A 24994-nucleotide genomic window follows, 5' to 3' on the forward strand; every position below is an offset into this window, starting at 1 on the left:
TCACCGCGGACGCCCTGACTCCGGCTCAGACCAGCACCCAGACCCCGACCCGTGAACGGACGACGACCGTGAGCCTCGACCACGCCCCGCGCAAGGCCGTTTCCATCAAACGCGCCGCACCACTGACATCCCCGAGCACCGCACTGCCGGGCAGGCGGTCGACGACCGGCAGTCGCGCGCTGACACGCGAAGCCCGAACGGCCGGCACCGGTGCCCGGTCCGCGAACCTGACCTGGCCGGCGGAAGGCGAGCCCACGCGGGTCGGCGCCGACGAGGCACCAGTGGCCGGGGCCCGCCGACGGGACCAGACCCTGGAATCGTCCCGACATGAGCTCATCTCGTGGCTCTCGCACGACCTGCGCGCGCCGCTGGCCGGGCTTCGCGCGATGGCCGAGGCGCTGGAGGACGGAGTCGCCGAGGACCCGCACCGCTACTACGGCCAGATGCGCACCGAAGTGCACCGCCTCACCCGCATGGTCGACGACCTCGTCGAGCTCTCCCACCTCCAGAGCAGCACGCTGCGCCTCTCGCCCTCCCGGGTCTCGGTTGACGACCTGGTCGGCGACGCCATCGCCGGCGCCTCCCCGCTGGCCCGCGAGCGTGGCGTGCGGCTGCTGGACGCGCACGTCGAACCGGCCCCCGTCCAGGTGGACGACCGGGAGATCGCAAGGGTGTTGGCCAACCTGCTGACCAACGCCATCCGGCACACCCCGGCCGAAGGCGTGGTGGCGGTCGCCGCCCATCAGCTGGCATGCGAAGTGGTGGTCTCCGTCACCGACGAGTGCGGCGGCATACCGGAACAAGAACTGGCAAAGGTGTTCGACACCGGATGGCGAGGCGGCGGTACCCGAACTGCGGGATCGTCCCGTTCCGCCGGCGTCCTGAACACCAGCGGCGCGGCGTCCGGCCCGCCCTTGGGCGCCGGGGCCGGTCTGGGGCTGGCGATCGTCCGGGCAATCGTGGAGGCACATGCCGGGCGAGCCAGCGTACGCAACGTCAGCGGCGGTTGCTGCTTCGAGATCGTCCTGCCGGCCGCCGGTGCCGACGCACTGGGCCCGCAGGACGACCGCTCGGACGGCGATGCGCACGTCTCCAGCGCTGACGCCGGCAGCCGGCCCGGACGTGACCAGGCTCCGCGTACCGAGTCCACCCGGCCCTCCTCCCGAGCCGACGTCCCCTTTCCTCGGCTGCTCGGCGACGAGCCCTGCCGGCGCCTCGGCGTCGACCCCGAGACCTTCTGGCCCGAAGGCCCCGAGGCCGAGGCGCGCACCGCCACCGCGAAACAGTTGTGCGGCGACTGCCGGACCAGCACCCGCACCGAGTGCCTCAGCTGGACGCTCGCCAACCCCGCGCTTGCAGGCGGTGCCATCTGGGCCGGGCTCACCGCCCACGAACGCCGGGCCGAGATCAACCGCCTCCGGCAGGAAGAGCTCGCCGCGGAACGGCGGGACCGCTGGTCACAGCCCGGCGCCGGCTCGCGCGGTGAGGGAGGCCGCGAGGCGCTGGGTGAGGAAGTCGAAGAGCCCCTGGCCGGCCTGGGCGCCGAACCGGCGACCCGTCGCCCGTCGAGGCCGGTCGCAAGCGATGGCCCGCGCTGCCGAAGGCGAGAGTGAGCTGTTCCTTAGGGCTTCCTCTTGCCGACTGTTATGCGGCTTTTGACTGTTTCGGCGCCCCTAGGATCGGCCCAGCAGACCCGATGACGCACCAGCTCGGGTCGCCCGTGCCTCTCCCCCGCTGCCGGAGCAGGATGCCGCGTCGCCGACCGGCACGCCCACCGGACCCGCTCCGCTCGTCCGACAGGAGACTCGATTTGTCACACTCTCAGCAGCCCCCGACCAGGCGGTCCCGCAGGCGCCCCACGCTCAAGCGCAGGGTTCGCGTGGCGGGGATCGCCTCCTCGATAGCCGGACTGCTCGCCGGCGGCGCCATCGCGCTCAACTCGGCCGGTGCGGCGGTCATCGCCGCCCCCGCCGTGCACCTCGACGCGGCCGCCGCCCAGCACTACCGCGAGGCCTGCCCGCCCGCCTCCCCGGGCCACTACTCCTGCAACGCCCTGGTTCGTACCGACCTCAAGCCGCAGTTGGCCCGGCCTGACGCCACCCGCAACGCGGCCGTGCCCGGCTACGGCCCGAGCGAGTTGCAGTCCGCCTACGGCCTCGCCGCTGCTGCCGCCTCCGCCGGCAGCAGCGGTCGGACGGTCGCCATCGTCGACGCCTACGACGACCCCAACGCCGAGAGCGACCTCGCCGTCTACCGCAAGCAGTTCGGCCTCCCCGCCTGCACCGCGGCCGACGGCTGCTTCAGCAAGGTCGGTCAGAACGGCCAGACCTCCCAACTGCCCGCGCCGGCACCCGCGAACAACGACTGGACCGGCGAGGAGTCGCTCGACGTCGACATGGTCTCGGCCATCTGCCCGAACTGCCGCATCCTCCTGGTCGAGGCGAACTCAGCGAGCGACACCGACCTCGGCACGGCCGTGAACGCGGCCGTCCAACTCGGCGCCAAATACGTCTCCAACAGCTACGGCGGCCCCGAGTCGCCGAGGGAGACCACCGAGGACACCCAGTACTACAACCACCCCGGCGTAGCGATCACCGCCTCCTCGGGTGACTCCGGCTTCGGCGTCGAGTACCCGGCCGCGTCCCAGTACGTGACCGCCGTCGGCGGCACCGCGCTGAACCGGGCGAACAACGCGCGCGGCTGGAGCGAGTCGGTCTGGTCGACCTCCCCCTCCGAGGGCGCGGGCTCCGGCTGCTCCGCCTTCGACCCCAAGCCGTCCTGGCAGAGCGACAAGGGCTGCGCCAAGCGCACCGTCGCGGACGTCGCCGCCGTCGCCGACCCGGCCACCGGCGTCGCGAGCTACGACACCTTCAACGGCAACGGCGGCTGGAACGTCGAGGGCGGGACCTCCGTCGCCGCCCCGATCATCGCCGCGGTCTACGCCTTGGCCGGCACCCCGGCCGTCGGCGCCATCCCGGCCGCCTACCCGTACGCGCACGCCGCCGCCCTCAACGACGTCACCAGCGGCGCCACCGCGTCCTGCTCCCCCGGCTACCTGTGCACCGCGGGCCTCGGCTACGACGGCCCGACCGGGCTCGGCACGCCCAACGGGACCAGCGCGTTCACCGGCGGCGGGGCCACGGGCACCGGGGGTGCGGGCGGCGCAGGCACCGGCGCGTCGGGCCGCGGGGTGACGATCTCCAACACCGGCCTGATCTCGGGCACCCCGACCTCCTGACACCGCCACACCCACATCGGCCTCTGCGACCCTTCCAGGTCGCAGAGGCCGATGTCGCACGGGGCAGGTGGGAGGTCGGACCCCGGACCAGCCCCTGGCCACATGCCTGTCCAAGCCGCCTCTTACTATCGTTCCGCATTCTTCGACGGACGCTGATGCCCGCTTGGTCGTGTGCCCGCCGTCCAACGAGCAACACGACACAACGACTCCGCCGCCCGGCGATGGAGTCGTGCATCGAGGAGGAACGTTCATGCACGCCCGGAGGATCGGCACGGCTGCCGCAACGGCGTTGGCGCTTCTGGCTGCCCGCGACCTCATCCAGAAGCGGCACGCGCTGCTCCGGAACTTCCCGGTGGTCGGGCACGCCCGGTACCTGCTGGAGACGATCGGGCCGGAGCTGCGGCAGTACATCGTGACCTCCAACGAGGAGGAGCGACCGTTCAGTCGTGACCAGCGCAGCTGGATCTATGCGTCGGCGAAGGAGGAGAACAACTACTTCGGGTTCGGAACCGAAGTCGACGTCGAGCACGTGCAGGGGCACGCCTATCTGAAGCAGCGCACGTTCGCGGGCGCTCTGCCCGACGCGCACGACCCACAGGCCCCACTGCCCTCGGCCAAGGTGCTGGGCGGGCCGCGCGGGCGCGCCAAGGCGTTCCGACCGGCGAGCGTGGTGAACATCTCCGCGATGAGCTTCGGTTCGCTCTCCGGCGCGGCCATCACGGCGCTCAACAAGGGGGCGGCGCTGGCGGGCACGATGCACAACACGGGCGAGGGCGGCCTCTCGCCGTACCACCGCAACGGCGGCGACCTCGTCCTCCAGATCGGTACGGCATATTTCGGCTGCCGCAACGAGGACGGCAGCTTCAACCTCGACAAGCTCAAGGACGTGGTCGCCGGCGCCCCGGTCAAGGCGATAGAGATCAAGCTCTCCCAGGGCGCCAAGCCAGGGCTGGGCGGCATGCTGCCGGGCGCGAAGGTGACCGAGGAGATCGCCGCGATCCGGGGTATCCCGGTCGGCCAGGACTGCGCCTCCCCGTCGCGGCACACCGCGTTCAGCGACGTCGACTCGATGCTCGACTTCGTCGAGCTGCTGGCCACCGAGACCGGTCTGCCGGTCGGGGTCAAGAGCGCGGTCGGCGAGATGAGCTTCTGGCAGGAGCTGGCCACGCTGATGGCGCGTGGCGACCGTGGTGTCGACTTCGTGACGATCGACGGCGGTGAGGGCGGCACCGGGGCGGCACCGCGGATGTTCGCCGACTCGGTGGCGCTGCCGTTCCGGATGGGCTTCTCCCGGGTCTACGGCACCTTCGCCGAGCTGGGGCTGACCGACGACCTGACCTTCATCGCCTCCGGCAAGCTCGGCCTGCCCGAGAACGCCATGGTCGCCTTCGCCCTGGGCGCCGACATGATCAACGTGGCCCGTGAGGCGATGATGTCCATCGGCTGCATCCAGGCGCAGAAGTGCCACACCGACAAGTGCCCCACCGGCATCGCCACCCAGAACCCGTGGCTGGCTCGCGGCATCGACCCGACCTCGAAGGCCACCCGGGCCGCGGTCTACCTGCGCACCCTGCGCAAGGAGCTGATCAAGGTCTCGTCGGCGGTCGGTGTCGCCCACCCGGCACTCATCACCGCCAACGACATCGAGATCATGAACGGCGACTACGAGGCCCGCACCCTGGCCGGCGTCTACGGCTACAAGGACGGCTGGGGCGAGCTCGGCCCGCGCCTCGCCGATGAGATCACGGCACTTCTCACCGCCGGGCCGACCCCCGTCCAGAAGCCGGCCGTCTGACGCGCCGGCACCGACGAGCACCGCGCTCGAAGCGCAGGCTCTCATCTGACCAGTACTGCTGACCGCCCGTCAGTGCCCAGCTTTCCGAAAGGCCGGCGCTGACGGGCGGTCAGCAGCTATGGGGCCCCTGGTCGGAATGCATTGTCAGTGCTCCCTCGTAGTGTGGAACCAACGTTGGAGGGGACGCCGGAAAGGCGTCGGGAGAGCGTTGGAAAAGGGGCAGAACCATGTCTGCGAAGAGGATCAAGCACAAGGTCAACCACGTCTCGCTGGTGGTCGACAATTCCGGCTCGATGCGCAAGCACAAGGCGCAGCTTGTTCGTGTGGTGGACGAATTCGTGAAGGGCCTCCAGGAGGAGTCCGACCGGCTCGGTCACGAGACCCGGATCAGCCTCTACGCTTTCGATCACGCGGTGCAGAACCTGGTCTGGGACATGGACGTCAAGCACCTGCCGTCCCTGCGAGGCCTTTACGAGGTCAACAACGGTGCGACGGCGCTGATCGAGGCGGCCGTGAAATCCATCGCCGACCTGAAGAACATCTGGGAAGGATATGGGGAACACTCCTTCCTCCAGGTCGTCGTCACCGACGGCGAGGAGAACGCCTCGGGTTTCTCGGAGACCGGCCAGATGCACATCCGCATGGGCGGCAGCCAGGGCAGCGCCGTCCTGAGCAGGTGGCTGGGCCGCATTCAGGGTGCCCTGGACACCCTTCCCGACCACTGGACCTCGGCGATCCTGGTCCCGAACTCCCTGGCCAAGCGCACCGCCCAGGAGTACGGCTTCCCGGCGGGCAACATCGCGATCTGGGACGCGGACTCCAGCAAGGGCGTCGAGGAGGCCATCGGCACCGTCAAGACGGCTGCCACGAGCTTCCTGCGGGGCCGCGAACAGGGCGTGCGCGGTACCAGGAACCTGTTCGCCATGGGCCAGGATCTGAGCACCGCCGAGGTGAAGGCCAATCTCGACGCCCTGGAAACCGGCAAGTACATCCTGATCCCGGTCGACCAGCAGACGCCGATCCGCGACTTCGTCACCCGCGCCGGGCACCCGTACAAGACCGGCTGCGCCTTCTACGAGCTGTCCAAGCGCGAGAAGATCCAGGGCAACAAGCAACTCGCCGTGGCGGAGAAGGACCCGGCCACCGGACGGACGACAGGCAGGGTGTTCTCGGGCCCGGCGGCCCGCCAGCTCCTCGGCCTGCCGGAGTCGGAGGTCACGGTGAAGCCGGGCGACAACCCGGCGTACACCGTTTTCGTCCAATCGACCTCCGTCAACCGGAAGTTGGTTTCGGGTACCAAGCTGCTCGTCCTCCTGTAGCTTGCCACCGTCCTTTCTTCCCGGCTTCTCCGGATTCAGAACCAATTCCTCGAACTTCGGGTGCGGCCCGCCTCGCGGGGCGTCACAGCTGGCTCAGGATCGTCGGGTCCGTGATGCTCGTGTCGTCGGCCAGCAGCATGGCCTTGCTGAGGATCACGGCCAGCATGCGGTCGCCCTCGAAGGGGAGGTACCCGGTCTGCGGGGCGGCCGGGTTGGACGTCGGGACGATGCACAGGTACTGGTCGTTCGGCGTCATCAGGATGTTGCCCGAGCCGAGGTGGATCTTGTACGTGTGGCGCTCGCCCTTCACGTGCAGGAAGCGGCCTTCGATGGTGCAGCGGTCGGCGATCGCCAGCCGGGGTACGAGCCGTTCCAGCAGCACGCGGCGCGTCTCGGCGCTCTGGTTGAGCTCCCCGAAGCCGTAGGACGTCCAGTACTCCTGGAAGCGGCCCTCGGGTCCGCCGTCCTGCCAGGTCGGATCGTTCCCGATGCTGGCCACGCCGACGAACAGGTCGACGTCGCGCAGGACTTCGGACAGCACCAGGGGCGGGATGTCGGCGATCGGGAGGGACTCCACCGGTTCGGCACCATGGGGCAGCCACATCCGGTAGTCGCCGCCGTAGCAGGACGCCGAGTTCTCCGGGGCGTCGATCGGGTAGAAGCGGACCTGGTCGGTCGTCAGGCGCAGGTAGCTGCCGGAGTCGGTGGTGTCGTCGCCGTAGCTGTCGCCCTCGCCCTGGACCCAGTACTCGGCGCGCAGCCCCCAGTGCGGCAGCTCGCGCGTGGCCGGCGGGGCCGAGTCGTCGACCATCAGCCGCAGCTTGTTGCGCCAACCCCTGATCGCGGCCAACGAGTTGAACTGGTGCTGGCGCAGGATGTGCGCGGCGAAACGGTTGGAGTAGCTGCCCGTCGCGCGCTCGGCGTCGGTCAGCAGATACACCTCGCGGTGGGCCTGCTTGAACGGCTGGGTGATCGCGTGCCGCTCCAGCCAGTCGCGCCAGGCCACGATCTCGGCGGGCTCGTGGCCCACCGGATGCCACAGCCTGACCTCGGCTCCTTCGCACACCGGGTCGTCGGTGAGCGTGCGCAGCTCACCGTCGGCGAACCCGACGGTCGTACCGTCGACCGTCCACAGCAGGCGCCGGGCCAGGGTGCCGACCAGTGGATGGTCGAGATAGCGCTCGCGCCAACCGGCGTAGGACCAGCTACGGTTGGCGACGAACTGCCGGTCCAGGCGGTCGCTCTGCGCGGAGAGCATCTTGTCGATGTCCTTGACCGCCGTCTTCAGCTCCTTGAGCTCCTCGGCGTGGTCACGCCTGACCGCGGCGGGCACGCTCTTGACCCCCTTGCCCGCCGAGGTGCGCCAGCCGAGGACCACCTTGGTGCCCCGGATCTCCGACACGGCCGTGACCTCGCCCAGCTGCCGCTCGGCCCGCCCGACCTCGGTCAATCCATAGGCGGGGACGGCGAGTTCCTCGATCTCCTCGCGGGACAGACCCAACGCCTGGGCCCGGGTCTCCAGAGCGGCGTCGAGCAGCTTGAGCGTGCCCTTGTAGGTCACCCGGGTGGCCAGCCGGGCGAGTTCGGCGAGGGCGGGCTCACCGTCGATGCGGGAGAGCGCGTTGACACCGGCGTTGGCGACCTTCGGGTTGCGCGGGCCGAGCCCGGCGACCTTCTTGAGCGACGTCTCGACCAGCGTGCCGAGGGCGCGGGCGGTGTCCTGGTGCGACGGCAGCAGGGCCAGCACCCAGGTCAGGCCGCGAAGGGCATTGGCGTTGCAGGGGTCGTAGGCGTTGTTGACGTCGGGCTCGAACTCCCGGCGCTCCAGCTCGAAGGTGCGACGACCCACGAGGGCGAGCCAGGGCACCACGGTCGCCCGAACCCGGTCGGCGCCCAGCGGTTCGATCAGGGCGCGGGCCTGCTGCTCCCATGTGCGGGTGGGCTTGGCCGCGGTGGCGGTCGTCACATGCCGCAGCAGGGCCTGCCATTCAGGCGCGTCCTCGGCGTCCCGCAGCGCCTGCTCGGCCCATTCCTCGCCGACGTTGAGCACCGGGTCCGTGAGCTTCTCGACGAGCGCGCGGAGCGCGTCGTCACGGTAGTCCAGGGCCGCCCGCCGGAAGACGGCCACGACGGCGGGCGCGAGGGCACGACCGGCGGCGAGTTCGGCCTCGGCGAGGACCTCGTGGCGCTCCAGGTACCAGAAGGACGGCCGGCGGCCGAGTTCGTCGAGCTTCTCCCGGCGCTCCACCGAGAGCCGGTCGCCGGGCAGGCCACGCCCGATGACACCGATCAGGGTCAGGACGTTGCCGCGGGCGACCGGGCCAGCCGCGGCCGAGTGGTACTGCGCCACCAGCGCGTCGGCAAGCGCAGTGCGGCTCTCCGGCGGTAGCGCGCGCAGCTCGTCGAGCACGCGGGCCCACGGCCCGTTCCAGATGCCCCTGTTGGCGACCGCGAGCTTCAGCAGCTCGACGGCGAGCGCGTCCCACTCCCCCGCGGCGGCGTGCTGCCGGGCCAGGTGAGCGATCTTCTCGATGTCCCCCATCGTCAGCCCCCCACCAGTGCCACGAGCTTCAGGAACGTGACCTCCGCGCCGAGCACGAGCTCGATCTCCTCCGCCGGATCGGTGACCTGACGGTCCCCCACCAGCACCCGAAAGCCGTTGCCCGCGAAGGCCCTGAGCGCCAGCTCGGTCTGCACCTCGGGATCGATCCGGCGGGGCGTGCGCAGCGCGAACCCGTTCAGCACGCGCTCGGCGTTCGTCGGCTGCACCAGCCCCTGGAACACCTGCGGTGTGCGCGCGTTGTACTCGGCGACCTCCTGGAACACCCGGCGCCGGATCAGCTCACGCACGGTGAGCCTCTCCTCGGCGATCTCCAGGCCCCACCCCTCGCTCCGGTCCCCCGCAGTCGTCTCGTCGACGAACATCACGATTGCCATGCCGTCGACAGTACTGACGGCCAGTGACATCGAGGCCGGAGGGGGTGGCATGGTCATCGAGGTGGCCGGCGGGGTCAACGGCAAGTCCCCACTCGCGTCGTCACCGCCGATGCACCCTTGGATCCCGCCGCTCTCGATCCCCGAGCGCAATCCGCCGATTGGCTTGGATCTCTGACGGACCGTCACAAGGCACGCGATGGCCTACAAGCTGCTCGGACCGAGTCCACGGGTCGGACGACCGGGACCGGGTTGGGCCGGCACCAGCGAGGTGCAGGTCCGACCGGTACCGCAGCACCACTTGATGATGGTGTCCGGAACCCGGTCGCCGCGCGACCATCTGAAAGGATGATCCACATGCCTCGTGGCGCCAATATCACCGTGCAGATCACCGTGCTGATCGCCGCCTTCGCCCTGCGGTCGCTCGCGATCGGGTGGCTGTTCCTCATCGCGGTCGTTTTCACCCTCGGGCTGGGCGCGCTCATCGTCGCACTGCCGCTGCTCGCCGCGACCCTGGTACCGGTCCCGCACGGCCGCGTCCGCGCACCACTGCTGGCGCTCTTCCTGACCTCCGACGCTTTCCTGCTCACCTTCGCACTGCTGCTCCCCGACGCCGGGGACTCCTACTCCTACGCCCCACTGAGTGTCCTGACCGGCCAACGGGAGCTGTCACCGAACAAGGCGACGTTGTTCACCGAACTCGGCGAGGCCGCACTGCTCGGCTACCTGGCCACCACGCTGGCTACCCTGGTCATCGCGGTACGCCAACGGCCGCTCGGGCAGGCACCCTCCGGCCCGTGGCCTCCGACGCGATCCAAGCGATTCGGATAGGTGACCAGCGCTCATCCGTTCTGCCACCCGCTGTTCGAGCACGTCTCGACCGGGATTGTGAGCGGTGCCACGAGCAGCGGGCCGGCCGGCGACGATGCCGCCGCGCGGAGCCGGCCCGGCCCGGGGCACGGGGTCAGCTCTTGGGCTCCTCCCCTACGTGGTCGGTGACGGCGCGCAGGACGACGGCCGCCGCAGAGACCGAGCCGACCGCAGCGCCGCCCTGGCGACGAGCTCGACGCGGTTGAGCTCTCGCACCGCTGCCAGTACGTGCGTCGAGTCGGTGCGGACCCGGCCTTGTCGGCGGACCAGTCCGGCGTCCACCAGGCATGCGATGGCTCTGTCCGCGAGAACGGACAGCATGTGTGCGCCGGTTCGGGAGGCGCTTGGCCGCCGCGAGCGAGTCGAAATGTTCACCGCTTTCGACAGCGCCAGTGCTTGGCAAGAACACCAAGGGCGTTGGCTCCGTGCACTCGCTGGCGGCCGTCGCTGACGAGATCTGAAAACCAGCTGGCGCGGCTCGCGCGTGGTTCCGGCCGTGTCCTATGCGCGGATGCCGGCGGCTTCGATCGCCCGCTGGCGGGTCGCCCGTCCGGTCGCTCCCGACGCGGTGACCAGGGTGACGAGGGCGCAGAGCGCGACGGTTCCGCAGATCTGCGTCCACGGGATCACCGTCGGCGCGCCGGCCACGAGCTTGCTCAGCGAGACGTGCTGGGTGACCGCGGCGAGCCCGGTCGCCACGGCGGCGAGCACGGTGCCGACGACCACCGCCACGACCGATTCGGCCACGGTCACCTTCACGATCTGGCTGCGCACCGCGCCGGCCAGCCCGAGCAGGGCGAACTCCCGCCGCCGCCCGGCCATCGCCATGATCAGGGTGTTGGCGACCGCGATCAGCGCGTAGGCAAGCGCGATCCCGAGGATGACCACCGCGGCGTTGTCCGCCTGCTGGGCAGCGTCCGCGCGCTGGGCCTCGAGGTAGGCGTCGTAGGTCATGACGTGCGCACCGGAGCCTGCGAGCGCCTGGTTCACCGCGGCCGACTGCTGCTCGTCGAGCGGCAGGCCCGCGCCCGTCGAGGAGTCGAGGTAGACCCGGCTCGGGGGCACCGCGCCGGTCAGCGAGGAGGAGAGGTACGTGTCGTCGCCGTTCAGGCCACGTGCGACGACCGCCGCGATGACGGTCGGGACCCGCGCACCGGTCGGCAGCAGCGTGACCACCTCGTCCCCCGCCGACAGGCCGTCGGATTCGGCCGCGTGCTCGTCGATGACCAGGAAGTTCTCGGGCGGCGAGGAGAGCGAACCGGAGAGCACGGGCGGCCTGACGGTGGCGCCCAGCGCCGCCGCGGGCAGCGCGTTCGTGCTGAGCGAGTCGATCTGGTTGCCCTGGGCGGTGCCGATCCGGATGTTCATCGAGGTGACCGGGGTGGCCCGGACCCCGGGAACGGCCGACAGCCGCCCCAGCGTGCGGGCGTCGATCCCGGAACCGTCGGGCACGACCACGTCCGCCGCGTGGATCTCCTGCTGCTGCCGGGCGAGCACCGCGGCGTCACCGGACTTCTGCATCGTCAGCAGGGTGCCGACCAGCCCGACGGCCACCACGATCGGCGCCACCGTGGCGGCCGTACGCCGCCGGGAGGTGAGGATGTTCTCGCGCACCAGCAGCGGGCCGGCCTTGGCCGAGCCGCGAAGCGGACCGATCAGCAGCCGGGTGACCGGCCGCAACAGGATCGGCGCCAGCAGGGTGACCGCGCCGACGTAGAGGACCGGGACCGCCTCGTACTTGCGGGCGCTGGCCGCGAGGTACGGCTCGGTCCGGGCGATGACGATCCCCGCGATGACCGCGCCGATCAGCATCCCGATTCCCAGCAGCCACCGGATCGGCGTCATCGCGCGGCGCTCCACCACGCTCTCGCGCAGCACCTCGATCGGCCGGATCAGCGAGACCCGGACCAGGGTGGCGGCCGAGCCGGCCAGCGCCGCGGCCACGCCGATGACGAAGGAGATCGCCAGCGGCAGGGGGTTGAAGGGGATGGTGAACCAGGACGGGGCCACGTTGTGGTCGAGCATCCAGGAGCGCAGCGGCACGGTGCACAGCGGGGCGAGGACGCAGCCGGCGACCGCCGCCGCCAGGCCGATCAGCAGCGCCTCGCCGAGCACCATGCGCCGCACCTGGCGGGGCGCGGCACCCACCAGCCGCAGCAGCGCCAGTTCCCGGCGGCGCTGCTCGGTGGCGAAGGCGAAGGTCGCGATGACGACGAACACCGCGACGCACACCGCGAGTCCGGTCGTGCTGCCCGCCATCGCCTGGGCGCTGGCCAGCGCCTGGGCGCCGCCGGTGGAGTCGGGGTCGATCCGGGTCAGGTCGCCGCCGCTGAGGACCACGGCCTGGCCGCCCACGAGGGCGGTCAGCTGCTTCGCGTTCTGGTCGGTGACCAGTGTGTTGACGCCCGGCGACAGGCGCTCGGCCTCGGCACCGCTGAAGAAGACCGCGTTCTCGAACCAGAGCGCGTCGGTGACCCCCACTACCCGGTAGCGGCCGGTGCCAGCGGAGGTGGTGGCCTCGGCCTGACGCCCGATCAGCGACTCGGCACCGCCGCCGACGACGATCTCGTCCGCGCCCTGCGGCGCGCGCCCGGCCACCAGGTGGTAGCCCGCGAAGGCGGCCGAGGACCAGGGGTGGCCGGTCGTCCCCCCTGGACCGGGGTTCAGCCGTACGGGGAAGCTGCGGTCGGGTGTGGCCTTTCCGGCCGCGGTCACCTTCGTCACGACCTCGGTCGGCAGCACCGCGGGGGCCTTCATCGGGTACCCATCGAAGCCCTGCGGCGCGATGACGGTCGAGGCTTCCTTGAACCGCTGCGGCCCTGGGTGCGGCGTGCCGAAGGTGGCAGCCAGGGTCAGCGTCATCATGCCGATCATCGTCGTGCCGAGCGCGAGGGCGAGGAAGGCGCCCACGAAGCCCATCAGACGGTGGCGCAGGGTGGCTACGGCAATCCTCAGCACGGCTTCGTCCCGCTCCCGCCGGGCTCCAGCGCGGCCATCCGCAGGGCCACGCTCTCGGCCGTCGGCTCGAACAACTCGCCGGTCACCTTGCCGTCGGCGAGGAAGACCACCCGCTGCGAGTACGAAGCGGCCACCGGGTCGTGCGTGACCATGATCACCGTCTGCCCGTGCTGCTCGACGACGCCGCGCAGCAGCGCCAGGACCTCGCGCGCGGTACCCGAGTCCAGCGCGCCGGTCGGCTCGTCCGCGAAGATCACCTTGGGCCGGGTCACCAGCGCACGCGCGATGGCGACCCGCTGCTGCTGACCGCCCGAAAGCTCGGCGGGGCGGTGCCCGCCGCGCTCGGCGAGGCCGACCTCGGCCAGCCCCCGGTCGATCGCCGCCGCGTCGATCGGGCGTCCTGCCAACCGGAGCGGCAGCTCGACGTTCTGTCGGGCGGTCAGCGCCGGGATCAGGTTGAAGGACTGGAAGATGAAGCCCATGTGCTCGCGGCGCAGCTCGGTCAGGGCCCGCTCGGAGAGCTTGTGCAGCGGCGCGCCGTCGAGCAGGACCTGACCCGCGTCGACCCGGTCGAGGCCCGCCGCGCACTGCAGCAGCGTCGACTTGCCCGACCCCGAGGGGCCCATGATGGCGGTGAAGGTGCCCGCCGCGAAGTCCACGTCCACCCCGTCGAGCGCCTGCACCCGGTTGTCGCCACGGCCGTACGTCTTGTGCACACCGGTCAGACCGACGACGTCGCCCACGCTCGCCGCACCGACGCATGACAAGCCCGAAACCCACCCATCGCCGGGAGAACATGACGACGCTGCTGGAGCCTGGTTCCGGAACACTCTCACGCCTTCGCTATGGGGGGCATCGGTCGGCGGCATCGCTCTCACTCGCCGCACCGAAGCTACGGCCGTATGCAGCATCGACGCCTCCGGGCCGCCCCTGATATCGACCCTGAGGAACCCCTGACCGCTTCCGGGCCGGACTCGACGAGTCCGGCCCGGAACGGCTCAGTACGCGGCTGAGGCGGTCACTTGCTGATCATCTGGGTGCCGTCGGAGCCGACCGCGATCGCCTTGATGCCGGGGTCGCTCTCCTGGGTCCAGTTGTAGAGCCCGATGCTGCCCTTGGCGAGGACCGTGCCGCTGTTGTCGAGGATCATCTGGACGCCGCCGTTGGTGGAGATGGCCTTGATGCCGGGGTCGCTCTCCTGGGTCCAGTTGTAGAGCCCGACGCTGCTCTTGGCCGATACGACGCCGTTGTTGTCCAGGATCATCTGGACGCCGCCATTGGTGGCGATGGCCTGCACCACCGGGTCGCTCTCCTGGGTCCAGTTGTAGAGCCCGATGCTGCTCTTGGCGAGGACCGTGCCGCTGTTGTCGAGGATCATCTGGGTGCCGTCGGAGCCGACCGCGATGGCCTTGACGACGGCGTCGCTCTCCTGGGTCCAGCTGTAGAGCCCGACGCTGCTCTTGGCCCACACGACGCCGTTGTTGTCCAGGATCATCTGGACGCCACCGTTGGTGGAGACGGCCTTGATGCCGGGGTCGCTCTCCTGGGTCCAGTTGTAGAGCCCGACGCTGTTCTTGGCGAAGACCGTGCCGTTGTTGTCGAGGATCATCTGGGTGCCGTCGGAGCCGACCGCGATGGCCTTGACGACGGGGTCGCTCTCCTGGGTCCAGCTGTAGAGCCCGACGCTGCTCTTGGCCCACACGACGCCGTTGTTGTCCAGGATCATCTGGACGCCACCGCCGGTCGCCTGGGCGACGACGACGGGGTCGCTCTCCTGGGTCCAGTTGTAGAGCCCGATGCCGTTCTTGGCGAGGACGGTGTTGTAGACGGGGGCGGGGGCCGTGGTGTTGTTGACGGTGAACGAGCCGCCCCCGTACGTGTGGTTCTGACCGTCGATCTCGTTGGCGACGATGCTGATCGAGTAGTTGCCGTTGGCCATGTTCGCGGTGTTGAGGGCGTACGGGTAGTTCAGCGCGCCACCTCCGGCGCGCACCTCGCTGGAGCCCCCCGGGCCGGCGAGCACGTAGTCCACCCACTCGATGACGCCGCTCTGGGTGGGGTGAGCGGTGAGGTTCACGGTGCCGGAGAGGGTCTGGCCGGAGTTGAAGCCCCACAAGTTCACGTTGAAGCCGGACGGGATGACCGGAGCGACGGTACCCATCCGGTAGTAGCCGATGTTGGTGGTGGGCGGCACCCATCGGTGGTGCCCGACGAGGCCCGGCCCGACGAAGTTGGCGTCCACCACGTCGAAGCTGCCGTCGTGGTTGTTGGCGACCACGATCGCGGTGTGCAGCTGGTCGCCGTCAAGGGTGCCTTCCTGGATGATGTCACCCTTGACCGCCGTCGCCGCCGTGACCGCCACGCCACCGGCGTCGAGGTAGCTGTGCTGGTAGTTGCCGCCGGCGTCGACCGGCCACTGGGAGTGGCCGCTGACCATGTAGACGATGCAGTTGGCGAACTGCTTGCACTGGTCGCCACCGCTGTGTTGGGCGTCGGCGCAGGCCGCGGTGCCCGAACCGCCCACGTAGGCCAGCGCCTTGTCGGCGAGGTCCGCGTTGTTGTACGAGCCGACGGCGTGTGCGGCGGTGGCGCCCAGCAGCGTGGGGGCGAGGCTCGCGATGGTCGCGGTGGCCAGCAGGGAGGCAGACAGCCGACGGCGGGTGGACTTGGTGCGGGCGGAGCGGGTCTTGGTGAACATGCGGGATTCCCCCTGTAGTGATGGCGGGTAGCGGTAGGTGACGAGGTGTGGGTCAGTTGTCCAGTGCCGCCAGCGGCAGCACGTTGAAGTCGTCGGTGTGCCAGTGGAGGAGGGCAGGGCTTCGGGTGGCTCTGCCGAACAGACCTTCGGCGGTTCGGACGGCGTCGGCAGCGGTCTCGGCCCGCAGGAGCACGACCAGCTCAAGCTCGTCGGCGGTCACCAGGGCCTGGACGCGGACGTGGTCGAGCCCATCGGCCGTGGTCGCGTGGGCCCAGACCAGATCGACCACGGTGGCGGGGTGCGGGTTCCGATGCCTGGCCGGTGGTCCGGTCAGGTGAGCGGCCACCACATAGCGCGCGGTCAACGCTTAGCTCCAGCAGGCGCCGCAGACCAGGCCAGGGGCCGTGTCCGCGGCGGTGGTCACCGGAGCGGGTGCCGCGGGCGCGGCGACGGCGGGCGCGGCGGAGAGTCCGATGCCGAACAGGGCGATCAGGCCGAACAGGACGAATCGCAGTGTTCCGGGCATGGCGGGGCCTCCGTCGAGTGTCTGTGTGGTGTCGGCATGGCCGGTCGCTCCGGTGCCGGATCCGTCGGGCTGTCGGCGCCCTCCGGTGAACAGAAGTCTTCCGCGCAGCTCAGGCGGGCGGAAGCGGCGGCCATTGGCCCGAAAGTTCCATGGCACGATCGGGCCAGGCCCGGTGCGGCCGGCGCGGACCTTGCTCCGGTCGGACCGGTCGTGTCACGCTCGGACGCCACACACAGGCATCACATCGGCATCACACAGGGGACGGGGGCTGGAGCGGTGCTGCGCGCTCTGGGACTGGATGCGGTCTGCGAGCAGGTGTACCAAGAACTGCTGGCCGAACCGACATTGGACGCAACGCTGCTGGCCGAGCGCCTCGGCCTGAGCCAGGATCAGGTCGGTACGAGCCTGGACACGCTAGCCGACCTCGCACTGTTGCGGATGTCGCGCGAGGCACCGGAGCAGCGGCGCCCGGTCAGCCCGGAGCGCGCCCGCGCGCTGTTGCTGCGCCGCCAGGAGGAGGAACTCCGGGCCCGCCACGCCGCCCTGGAGGCCAACCGCATCGCAGTCGCCACCGCGGCCGAACAGGCGACCCGCGAGCAGCAGCGGATCCCCACCGGCACCGAACAGCTCGACGGCCTGGACGAGATCCAGTCCCGCCTGGAATCCCTGATCCAGAGCGCCACCACCGAGATCTGCTCGATCGTCCCCGGCCAGATGCCCCCCGAGGCCCTGGAAGCCTCCCGCGCCCTGGACGAGGAACTGCTCGGACGCGGCATCACCCTCAAGACCCTCTGCCACGAGGGCGCGCGCACCAACCCGCGCTCCCTCGCCTACGCGCGCTCGATGGTCGCCGTCGGTGCGCAACTGCGCACCGCGCCGGCGCTGCCGCACCGCCTGCTGGTGGTCGACCGGGCCACCGCCCTCGTCCCGCTCGACCCGGCCGCAGCGGCCCCCAGCGCCGTGCTGGTCACCACCCCCGGGATCGTGGCTGCCCTGGCCGAGCTGTTCGACCGGATCTGGGCGGACGCCGTCCCGTTGGACCAGGCCCCCACTCCCGACCGGGACACCGGCATCACCGTCGGCGAACGCGAGCTCCTGAGGATCCTCTCCACAGGCCTGACCGACGAAGCCGCCGCCAAGCGCCTGAGTGTCTCCGTACGCACCGTGAAGCGTCGGATGGAGGAGCTGATGCGCCGTCTGGAAGCCGGCTCCCGCTTCGAAGCCGGCCTCAAAGCCGGCCAACACGGCTGGATCTGACCCGCCAGGCGTCCCGCCGCGCTGCGCCGGAGCCGAGGGTCGGCAGGTCCTACTGCAGTCGGTAGGCGCAGGCGGGCGGGGCCGCGGCCTCGACGGGAACGCTCAGCACGGATCCGTCCTGGCTGCCGGGATCGGTGAGGCCGTGGCGGGCGGTGGTGACGAGGAGGCGGCCGCCGGTCGGGGTGAGGCAGACGGAGGTGGGTTGGGGGGTGGGCAGGTGCAGGGTGGCCAGGTGGGTGCCGTCGGGGTGGTAGCGGTGGACGGCGCCGTGTCCCCAGATCGCCACCCAGAGGCAGCCGTCGGTGTCCACGGTCATGCCGTCGGGTGAGCCGCCGGCGTTCACGCGGGTGAACTCCTCGCGGCCGGTGGGGTTGCCGTCGGGGTCGAGGGTGCAGCGGTGGATGATGCCGGCCGCGCTGTCGGCGACGTAGAGGAGATCTCCCGTGCCGTTGAAGGCGGGGCCGTTGACGATGGTCAGGCCGTCGAGGACACGGTGGACGGAGCCGTCGGAGTCGGTGCGGTAGAGGGATCCGGCACCCTTGGTGCCGTCGTAGGGCATGCTGCCCGCCCAGAAGCGGCCGTGCGGGTCGCAGACGCCGTCGTTCATCCTGGTGGGGACGGGTGAGCGGTCTTCGGGGCGGGCGAGCCAGTCCAGGCTGCCGTCCGGGGCGAGCAGGGCGATGCCGGTGCCGGCGGCGGCGATCCAGTGTCCTGGGCGGTCGACGACCGGGGCGACGGCGCCCAGTGGTACGTCAACGCGGGTGATTTCGCTCGCAGTTCGCGGGCCGGGTAGGTCGGCGACTTCGAGGAGGCGGCCGGCGAGGATGTCGACGTAGACGAGTCGTCCGTCGATCCAGCGGGCACCTTCGCCGAGTTCGTCGTCGCCGGCGGCCCACACCTCGACCTGGCTGGATTCAGTCATGGAAGCTCCCAGAGGGCTAGGGCCTGTCGTCAAACTCCCGTCGTCGCCCGAAGGGCGGCCCGTGCCAGGCGTCGCGGGGTAGACGGGAGTTTGACGATAGGCCCTAGCGAAGGGTGGTGCCGGCGGGCTGGTCGAGGAGGGCGAGGTCGCGGCGGGTGGGCAGGCCCTCCCAGTCGCCGCGGGTGGTGACGGCGAAGGCGCCGGTGGTGGTGGCCCGGTGCAGGCGGCCTTCGACGTCGAGCCCGTCGAGCAGGCCGGAGAGGTAGCCCGCGACGAACGCGTCGCCGGCGCCGACGACATCGACCACAGGCACCTTGCGGGCGAGGGTGCTGACGGTGCCGTGGGCGATGGTGGCGCTCGCGCCGTCGCCGCCGCGGGTGATCACCACCTCGCGGCGTCCCTGGGCGATCAGCGCGGCGACCGCGGCGGGCTCGGGCAGGTCCGGGTCCTCGGCGACCAGGTGCAGTTCGTCGGCGGAGGCGACCAGCACATCAGCGGTCCGCGCCAGCGGCAGCAGGACCTTCCTCGCCTCGGCCGGCGACCACAGGCGGGCGCGGTAGTTGACGTCGAGGCAGACGGTGATGCCGAGTTCGCCGGCTCTGACGGCTGCCACGCGGACGGCCTCGGCCGCGCCGGCGCTCAGGGCGGGGGTGATCCCGGTCAGGTGGAGGATGCGGACGCCGCGGTTGAGGGCGGGCAGGACGTCTGCGGCCCGCAGGGCCGATCCGGCCGATCCCGCGCGGTAGTAGGCGACGCTGACCAGGTCGGCGATCCGGTCCTCACGGGCCAGCAGGCCGGTGGGCCGGCCGTCGGCGTCGAGGCGGGTGTGGCTGACGTCGACCTGTTCCGCGCGCAGGGTGCGCAGGACGAGGGCGCCGAACTCGTCGTCGCCGACGCGTCCGACCCAGCCGGCCCGGTGGCCGAGCCTGGCCAGACCGATCGCGACGTTGGCCTCGGCGCCGGCGACGGAGAGCTGCATCGGTGCTCCGAGCCTGACCGGGCCGGTGGCGCGCAGGGCGGCCATCGTCTCCCCGACGGTCACGACATCGAGCGGTGCCAGACCGGTCATGCCGCGATCTCCTCGGTTAGGGCGGTGCGCCAGCGGGCGACGCGCTCGCGCAGTGCGTCCAGGTCTCCACCGCCGGCGGCGTCGCCGACCAGCGGTGAGCCCACGCCGACGGCGACGGCGCCGGCGGCGAGGTAGGCGCGGGCCAAGGCGGCGTCGAGGCCGCCGACGGGCACGAACGGGACGGCGGGGAAGGGGTCGCGCAGAGCCTTCAGGTAGCCGGGTCCGCCGAGCGAGGCGGGGAAGAGCTTGACGGCGAGGGCTCCGCACTCGTTCGCTGCGATCACCTCACTGGGTGTCAGCGCACCTATCAGCATGGGTAGTTCGAAAGCGGTGCGTCGGCGCAGGTCTTCGCCGAGGCCCGGAGTGACGAGGAAGCTCGCCCCGGCGTCGGCGGCGCGGGCGGCGTCCTCGCCGGTCAGCACGGTGCCGGCGCCGAGGGTGGCCTGGGGGCCCAGTTCGCGGCGGGCCTGCTCGATCACCCAGAGGGCGTCGGGGGTGGTCAGGGACACCTCGGTGGCGGTGATGCCCTCCTCGGCGAGGGTGAGGACGGTGTGCAGCGCCGCGTGGCGGTCGGTGCCGCGCACGATGGCCAGTGTCCGGTACGGCAGTTCGGTCAGGTTCACGGAGAGGCCTTGTCGGTCAGGTCGGTTCAGGTGGTGCGGGTGCTGGTCGCGGTGATGTCGAGCTGCCAGCGCAGCGTGCCGCCGGCCGGGACCGTCGCGGCCTCGCCGGGCCCGGCCTCGGCGAGGTCGAAGACGGACCCGAGCATCGGCTCGACCCCGATGCTGCGGTAGGGGGCCGAGGCGGGGAAGCCGCGCAGGTTGCGCCACAGGGCGATGGAGACGGGGATGTCGGCGTCGGCGTGCAGGGCGAAGGTGAGCGTGTCGGGGCCGTCGGTGACCGTCACGCTCGCGCAGTCGGTGAGGACCGCGCCGACGGCGGTGCCGTCGTCGGGGCCCAGGCGGTCGAGCGGCAGGCCGTGGGGCGTGGGCCATGGTCCGGTGATGTGGTGGGCGCCGGGCGGCCAGGGCTCTTCCAGTAGCGCGGCCGCCTCGGGGAAGAGCCGGGCCGAGGTGGCGTCGGGCGCGGACAGCTTGGCGCCCGGAGTGACGTCCAGGAGCGCGTGGGCCGCCCAGAGCAGGCGGTAGCCCGGGTCGGCGTGCAGCTCGTAGCTGGCGCGCAGCGCGGCCGGCGTGTGCTCGATGCGTCGGCGCAGCACGAAGTCGGGGCAGCGCAGGGTGTCGGTGTCACCGTCGCGCTGCCAGGGCCGGGACCAGGCGTCGCCGTGGTCGGGGGTGCCGCGCACGGTCGGGATGCACTCCTCCAGACCGCCCGCGTCGACGAAGGCGTCGCCAGGGCGGACGGTGTCGCGGGCCGGGTCCGGGCGGTGCCAGAGCCACTCGCGGTCGCCGGCTCGCAGGGAGGTCCACCGGCCGCCGTGGGCCGGGTCGGTGCGGACGGCGAGCGGGAGGTCGGTCATCGTTCGGGTCACCATTCCGCGAACGACCCGTCCTGGTGGTGCCAGACGGGGTTGCGCCAGCGGTGGCCGCTCTCGGCGGCGCGGCGCACGGCGGCCTCGTCGATCTCGATGCCCAGGCCGGGGCCGGTGGGCCGGGCGGCGTGGCCGTCGGTGAAACGGAACGGCTCGGGGTCCAGCAGGTAGTCCAGCAGGTCGTTGCCCTGGTTGTAGTGGATGCCCAGGCTCTGCTCCTGGATGAGGAAGTTCGGTATGGCGAAGGCCAGTTGGAGGCTGGCCGCGAGAGCGATCGGGCCGAGCGGGCAGTGCGGGGCCATCACCACGTCGTGGACCTCGGCGAGCGCCGCGATGCGCCGGACCTCGGAGATGCCGCCGGCGTGCGAGACGTCGGGCTGGGCGACGGCGATGCCGGTGGCGAGCACGTCGCGGAAGTCGAAGCGGGAGTAGAGCCGCTCGCCCACGGCCAACGGTACGGAGGTCGAGTCCACGAGGTGGCGCAGGTCGCGGGAGTGTTCGGGTAGGACGGGCTCTTCGACGAACATCGGGTGCAGCGGTTCCAGCAGCGGCAGAAGCCGGCGGGACATGGCCGTGGACATCCGGCCGTGGAAGTCGATGGCCACGTCGCGTTCGTCGCCGAGGACTTCGCGGACGGCGGCGACGCGGTCGATGACGGCCTGGGTCTGGGCGGGGGTGTCGATCGGGCGCAGCTGCGCGGAGCCGTTCATCTTGACGGCGGTGAAGCCGGCGTCGACCTGGGCCTGGGCGAGTTCGGCGACGTCGGCGGGGCGGTCGCCGCCGATCCAGGCGTACATCCGCACGCGGTCGCGGACGTGGCCGCCGAGCAGTTGGTGGACCGGGACGCCGTGGGCCTTGCCGGCGATGTCCCACAGCGCCTGGTCGATGCCGGCGACCGCGCTGGAAAGGACCGGGCCGCCGCGGTAGAAGCCGCCCTTGGTGAGGATCTGCCAGTGGTGCTCGATGCGCAGCGGGTCCTCGCCGACCAGGTGGTCGGCGAGTTCCCGGACGGCCGCCTGGACGGTTTCGGCGCGGCCTTCGACGACGGGTTCACCCCAGCCGGTGATGCCCTCGTCGGTGGCGATGCGCAGGAACAGCCAGCGCGGTGCCACGAGGAAGGTCTCCAGTGATGTGATCTTCATCCGGTCTCCCCCGGGTTGCTGTCGTCAATGAGGTCGCGGAGGTCGGCGGCGGCCTGGGCGAGCAGGTCCTGGACGGCGCGGGCGGCGACCTCCGGCTCCCGGGCGCGCACGGCGTCCAGGACGGCCCGGTGGGCGGGGACGGCATCGGCCCAGTGGTCGGCGCCGTGCACGATGTGGTCGCGCACCCGCAGGCCCGCCTCGATCACGACCTCCATCCGGGTGAGGAGTTCGTTGTGGGCGGCGGCCAACAGCGCACGGTGGAACGCCAGGTCGGCCTCGACCACGGCATCGGCGTCGCTGCCCGCGGCCGCCATCCGTTCGAGCGCGTCGGAGAGCGCGGCGAGGTCGGCGTCGTCGCGGCGCTCGGCGGCCAGCCGGGCCCCGGCCGGTTCGACGATGCTGCGGACCTCGCCGAGGTTGTCGAGGAAGGTCTCGTCGGGGATGCCCAGGCCCTGCCAGCGCAGCAGGTCGCTGTCCAGCAGGTTCCAGTCGGCGCGCGGGCGGACGAAGGTGCCGCGCTTCTGGCGGGAGTCGATCAGCCCCTTGGACGCCAGGACCCGCAGCGCCTCGCGCACGACGGTCTTGCTGACGCCGAGTTCCCGCTCGAGCTGGTCGGGGTAGAGCGAGGCGCCAGGAGCGTACGTGCCTCGGACGATCTGGGCGCCGATGACCTCGACGGCTTGCCCGTGCAGTCCTCGTACTGGCTGGTTCATGGCGCCTGACCCTCCGTCGGCCGACGCGGGCCGGCAGCCCGCGCATCGATCTTGCACATGTTCACGAGGAAGCTTTGACGACGGACCAGCCGCCGTCCACCACCAGGTTCACACCCGTGACGTAGGAGGCGTCCGAGGAGGCGAGGAATGCCACGGCCGCCGCGACCTCCTCGGGCCGGCCGAAGCGCTTGGCGACGGTCTCGGCAACACTGTCGGCCCGCCCGGCCTCGTCCACCCGGTCCCAGGCCGCCGTCATGATCGGCCCGGGCACGACGGTGTTGACGCGGACCTGCGGGCCGTACTCGACAGCGAGTTGACGGCCCATCGCGCACAGGGCACCCTTGGCCGCGGCGTACGCGGGGTGGCCCGGCAGGCCGATCAGCGCGTGCACCGAGGAGGTGAGCACCACCGCGCCCTCGCTGTCCCGCAAGGTCCCGGCGAAGGCGCGGACCGCCAGCCAGGAGGCCTTGAGTGTGACGGCCAGCTGGGTGTCCCACTCGCCCTCGGTCAGCTCGTGGGCGGGTTTGACGACGACGGCGTAGGCGTTGCTGTGCAGCACGTCCAGGCGCCCGTAGCGGCTGCGCACATGCGCGGCCAGCTCGTCCCACATCGCGGCGGAGGTCACGTCGCCGTGCCGGTACTCGGCCCGGCCGCCCTCGCCGGCGATCGCCTCGACCACCGCCTGACCGGCCGTGTCGGCGATGTCGACGGCGACGACGGACGCACCCTCGGCGGCCAGCCGCCGCGCGGTGGCGGCACCGATACCGCTGGCGGCACCGGTGATCAGGGCGACACGGCCCTGGAATCTTCGACAGGTCTGCTCAGTCACATCGCCACCGTAGCGCTTGTGATTAATTATGCAAATATCTTGACAGTGCTGGTTGCCTGGTCCCAGGATTCGAGCCCAGGACGACAGGCGAGACGCCGAGCGGGGCGGAGGCCGTCGCAGTTCCCGGACCACCCACCTCTTCTTCACTCCCGAAGAATCCCCCTTCTTGGAGTTCGACATGTTCACTGCACGCACCCGTGGCGCTGCCGCTGTCCTGGGCGCAGCCGTCGTCCTCGGTCTGACGGCGTGTTCGACCGGTCAGACCTCCGGTGCCGCCGGCGCGGCGTCGGTCGCTCCGGTCAGCGGGAAGATCTCCCTCACCTACCTGCAGAAGCAGGGCGACCAGCAGTACTTCATCGATGAGGCCAACGGCGCGAAGGCGAAGGCCGCCGCTCTGGGCATCGACCTGAAGGTGGTCAACCTGGGTAACGACGCCAACCAGACCGTCAGCGACATCCAGTCCGCGATCGCGCAGAAGAGCAACGGCCTGATCGTCGTCGTCCCCGACCCGGCGGTGGGTCCGCAGGTCGTGCAGATGGCCAAGGACGCCAAGGTCGCGCTGCTCACCTCCGACGACCAGGTCTGCGCCAACGGCCCGACCCCGGCCAGCTGTGCCCTGGCCGACATGGTCCCGCGGATCGGCTTCTCCGGGCAGCAGATGGGCGCCGAGGTCGGCAAGCGCGCCGCCGAGGAGTTCAAGAAGGCCGGTTGGAACGCCACCGACACCCGGATCATCTCGGCCTGGCAGCAGGACGTCACGGTCTGCGGTGACCGCGTGAAGGCCGCCAAGGACGCCTTCGCCGGCGGCGCCGGCGCCGGCGCCGGCGTGCAGAACATCGACGTGGCCACCGACAACACCCCGACCGGCGCCCAGGACAAGGTCGCCGCGACCCTGACCGCCAACCCGGGCGTCAAGCACTGGATCGTCTGGGGCTGCAACGACGAGAACGTGCAGGGCGGCGTGACGGCCCTGCAGAACGCGGGCGTCACCCCCGACAACATCGACGGTGTCGGCCTCGGCGCCTATCTCGCCTGCAAGGACTGGGGTGCCGGCACGCCCTCCGGCATGAAGGCCTCCCTGTTCATCAACGGAAGCGACATCGGCGCGCTCGCCGTCCAGACGATGTACGACAAGCTCAAGAACGGCAAGCCCTTCCCGCAGGAGGCCTTCGCCCCCACCACCATGGTCGACGCCACCACCTGGCAGTCCGCCGGCGTGAAGTGCAGCTGAG

The 24994-nt window shown here is 71.2% G+C and carries 21 protein-coding genes; 7 read left to right on the top strand and 14 right to left on the bottom strand.

Going from position 1 to position 24994, the window contains the following annotated elements; genetic code table 11:
* Nucleotides 1-68 precede the first annotated feature (68 nt).
* The 4 genes from P3T41_RS36945 (at nucleotide 69) to P3T41_RS16060 (ending at nucleotide 6352) form a co-directional block, all read left to right on the top strand.
* Entirely contained in the window at nucleotides 69-1613 is a 1545-nt protein-coding gene (locus P3T41_RS36945) for an ATP-binding protein (protein ID WP_348533658.1), read from the top strand.
* A gap of 266 nt (nucleotides 1614-1879) precedes the next feature.
* A complete protein-coding gene (locus P3T41_RS16050) occupies nucleotides 1880-3238 on the top strand; it encodes a peptidase S8 (RefSeq protein ID WP_348533659.1) in 1359 nt (452 codons plus the stop codon).
* Nucleotides 3239-3488: 250 nt separating this feature from the next.
* A complete protein-coding gene (locus P3T41_RS16055; protein ID WP_280690524.1) occupies nucleotides 3489-5033 on the top strand; it encodes an FMN-binding glutamate synthase family protein in 1545 nt (514 codons plus the stop codon).
* A 227-nt stretch (nucleotides 5034-5260) separates the two neighbouring features.
* Complete coding sequence (locus P3T41_RS16060) at nucleotides 5261-6352, top strand: VWA domain-containing protein (protein WP_280690525.1); 1092 nt, start codon at nucleotides 5261-5263, stop codon at nucleotides 6350-6352.
* An 82-nt stretch (nucleotides 6353-6434) separates the two neighbouring features.
* Here the strand turns inward: P3T41_RS16060 and P3T41_RS16065 are convergent, their stop codons facing one another.
* On the bottom strand, nucleotides 6435-8894 hold the full coding sequence (locus P3T41_RS16065) for a DUF4132 domain-containing protein (RefSeq protein ID WP_280690526.1): 2460 nt from the start codon (nucleotides 8892-8894) through the stop codon (nucleotides 6435-6437).
* A 2-nt stretch (nucleotides 8895-8896) separates the two neighbouring features.
* On the bottom strand, nucleotides 8897-9289 hold the full coding sequence (locus tag P3T41_RS16070) for a hypothetical protein (protein ID WP_280690527.1): 393 nt from the start codon (nucleotides 9287-9289) through the stop codon (nucleotides 8897-8899).
* Between the two features lie 354 nt (nucleotides 9290-9643).
* Here P3T41_RS16070 and P3T41_RS16075 point away from each other — a divergent pair, with 354 nt between their 5' ends.
* Nucleotides 9644-10117 carry a hypothetical protein gene (locus P3T41_RS16075; protein WP_280690528.1) on the top strand — a complete coding sequence of 158 codons (474 nt, stop codon included), beginning with the start codon at nucleotides 9644-9646 and terminating at the stop codon, nucleotides 10115-10117.
* 540 nt (nucleotides 10118-10657) lie between these two features.
* On the opposite strand, the gene P3T41_RS16080 is transcribed toward P3T41_RS16075, so the two are convergent.
* From P3T41_RS16080 to P3T41_RS16100, 5 genes are all read right to left on the bottom strand, one after another.
* Complete coding sequence (locus P3T41_RS16080; RefSeq protein WP_280690529.1) at nucleotides 10658-13114, bottom strand: FtsX-like permease family protein; 2457 nt, start codon at nucleotides 13112-13114, stop codon at nucleotides 10658-10660.
* Nucleotides 13108-13857 carry an ABC transporter ATP-binding protein gene (locus P3T41_RS16085; RefSeq protein WP_280690530.1) on the bottom strand — a complete coding sequence of 250 codons (750 nt, stop codon included), beginning with the start codon at nucleotides 13855-13857 and terminating at the stop codon, nucleotides 13108-13110. Before P3T41_RS16085 ends, P3T41_RS16080 begins: the two co-directional genes overlap by 7 nt.
* Nucleotides 13858-14132: 275 nt before the next feature.
* Nucleotides 14133-15812, bottom strand: coding sequence for a hypothetical protein (locus P3T41_RS16090; protein ID WP_280690531.1), 1680 nt, complete (start codon nucleotides 15810-15812; stop codon nucleotides 14133-14135).
* 52 nt (nucleotides 15813-15864) lie between these two features.
* Entirely contained in the window at nucleotides 15865-16176 is a 312-nt protein-coding gene (locus P3T41_RS16095) for a hypothetical protein (RefSeq protein WP_280690532.1), read from the bottom strand.
* A 3-nt stretch (nucleotides 16177-16179) separates the two neighbouring features.
* Nucleotides 16180-16338 carry a hypothetical protein gene (locus P3T41_RS16100; protein WP_280690533.1) on the bottom strand — a complete coding sequence of 53 codons (159 nt, stop codon included), beginning with the start codon at nucleotides 16336-16338 and terminating at the stop codon, nucleotides 16180-16182.
* A gap of 276 nt (nucleotides 16339-16614) precedes the next feature.
* On the opposite strand from P3T41_RS16100, the gene P3T41_RS16105 reads away from it, so the two are divergent.
* On the top strand, nucleotides 16615-17595 hold the full coding sequence (locus P3T41_RS16105; RefSeq protein ID WP_280690534.1) for a LuxR C-terminal-related transcriptional regulator: 981 nt from the start codon (nucleotides 16615-16617) through the stop codon (nucleotides 17593-17595).
* Nucleotides 17596-17644: 49 nt separating this feature from the next.
* Here P3T41_RS16105 and P3T41_RS16110 read toward each other — a convergent pair whose 3' ends face one another.
* From P3T41_RS16110 to P3T41_RS16140, 7 genes are all read right to left on the bottom strand, one after another.
* The gene (locus P3T41_RS16110; protein ID WP_280690535.1) at nucleotides 17645-18517 is read right to left on the bottom strand and encodes an SMP-30/gluconolactonase/LRE family protein; all 873 of its coding nucleotides are present in this window, start codon (nucleotides 18515-18517) and stop codon (nucleotides 17645-17647) included.
* Between the two features lie 103 nt (nucleotides 18518-18620).
* Nucleotides 18621-19586, bottom strand: coding sequence for a sugar kinase (locus tag P3T41_RS16115; protein ID WP_280690536.1), 966 nt, complete (start codon nucleotides 19584-19586; stop codon nucleotides 18621-18623).
* On the bottom strand, nucleotides 19583-20209 hold the full coding sequence (locus P3T41_RS16120) for a bifunctional 4-hydroxy-2-oxoglutarate aldolase/2-dehydro-3-deoxy-phosphogluconate aldolase (protein WP_280690537.1): 627 nt from the start codon (nucleotides 20207-20209) through the stop codon (nucleotides 19583-19585). The genes P3T41_RS16115 and P3T41_RS16120 overlap by 4 nt, the downstream gene beginning before the upstream one ends.
* Before the next feature lie 26 nt (nucleotides 20210-20235).
* Nucleotides 20236-21066, bottom strand: a complete 831-nt coding sequence (locus P3T41_RS16125) for a hypothetical protein (protein ID WP_280690538.1) — start codon at nucleotides 21064-21066, stop codon at nucleotides 20236-20238.
* Nucleotides 21067-21074: 8 nt separating this feature from the next.
* Entirely contained in the window at nucleotides 21075-22220 is a 1146-nt protein-coding gene (gene dgoD, locus P3T41_RS16130) for a galactonate dehydratase (protein ID WP_280690539.1), read from the bottom strand.
* Complete coding sequence (locus P3T41_RS16135; protein ID WP_280690540.1) at nucleotides 22217-22933, bottom strand: FadR/GntR family transcriptional regulator; 717 nt, start codon at nucleotides 22931-22933, stop codon at nucleotides 22217-22219. Before P3T41_RS16135 ends, dgoD begins: the two co-directional genes overlap by 4 nt.
* A gap of 61 nt (nucleotides 22934-22994) precedes the next feature.
* Nucleotides 22995-23762, bottom strand: coding sequence for an SDR family oxidoreductase (locus P3T41_RS16140; protein ID WP_280690541.1), 768 nt, complete (start codon nucleotides 23760-23762; stop codon nucleotides 22995-22997).
* Between the two features lie 178 nt (nucleotides 23763-23940).
* On the opposite strand from P3T41_RS16140, the gene P3T41_RS16145 reads away from it, so the two are divergent.
* Entirely contained in the window at nucleotides 23941-24993 is a 1053-nt protein-coding gene (locus P3T41_RS16145) for a substrate-binding domain-containing protein (protein WP_280690542.1), read from the top strand.
* Nucleotide 24994 lies beyond the last annotated feature (1 nt).

It is taken from the genome of Kitasatospora sp. GAS204B, assembly GCF_029892155.1.
Taxonomy (GTDB): Bacteria; Actinomycetota; Actinomycetes; order Streptomycetales; family Streptomycetaceae; genus Kitasatospora.

Coding starts and splice junctions, on each gene's coding strand:
- P3T41_RS16055 (WP_280690524.1), top strand. CDS start 3,489: ATGCACGCCCGGAGGATCGGCACGGCTGCCGCAACGGCGTTGGCGCTT.
- P3T41_RS16060 (WP_280690525.1), top strand. CDS start 5,261: ATGTCTGCGAAGAGGATCAAGCACAAGGTCAACCACGTCTCGCTGGTG.
- P3T41_RS16065 (WP_280690526.1), bottom strand. CDS start 8,894: ATGGGGGACATCGAGAAGATCGCTCACCTGGCCCGGCAGCACGCCGCC.
- P3T41_RS16070 (WP_280690527.1), bottom strand. CDS start 9,289: ATGGCAATCGTGATGTTCGTCGACGAGACGACTGCGGGGGACCGGAGC.
- P3T41_RS16075 (WP_280690528.1), top strand. CDS start 9,644: ATGCCTCGTGGCGCCAATATCACCGTGCAGATCACCGTGCTGATCGCC.
- P3T41_RS16090 (WP_280690531.1), bottom strand. CDS start 15,812: ATGTTCACCAAGACCCGCTCCGCCCGCACCAAGTCCACCCGCCGTCGG.
- P3T41_RS16100 (WP_280690533.1), bottom strand. CDS start 16,338: ATGCCCGGAACACTGCGATTCGTCCTGTTCGGCCTGATCGCCCTGTTC.
- P3T41_RS16110 (WP_280690535.1), bottom strand. CDS start 18,517: ATGACTGAATCCAGCCAGGTCGAGGTGTGGGCCGCCGGCGACGACGAA.
- P3T41_RS16115 (WP_280690536.1), bottom strand. CDS start 19,586: ATGACCGGTCTGGCACCGCTCGATGTCGTGACCGTCGGGGAGACGATG.
- P3T41_RS16125 (WP_280690538.1), bottom strand. CDS start 21,066: ATGACCGACCTCCCGCTCGCCGTCCGCACCGACCCGGCCCACGGCGGC.
- dgoD (WP_280690539.1), bottom strand. CDS start 22,220: ATGAAGATCACATCACTGGAGACCTTCCTCGTGGCACCGCGCTGGCTG.
- P3T41_RS16135 (WP_280690540.1), bottom strand. CDS start 22,933: ATGAACCAGCCAGTACGAGGACTGCACGGGCAAGCCGTCGAGGTCATC.
- P3T41_RS16145 (WP_280690542.1), top strand. CDS start 23,941: ATGTTCACTGCACGCACCCGTGGCGCTGCCGCTGTCCTGGGCGCAGCC.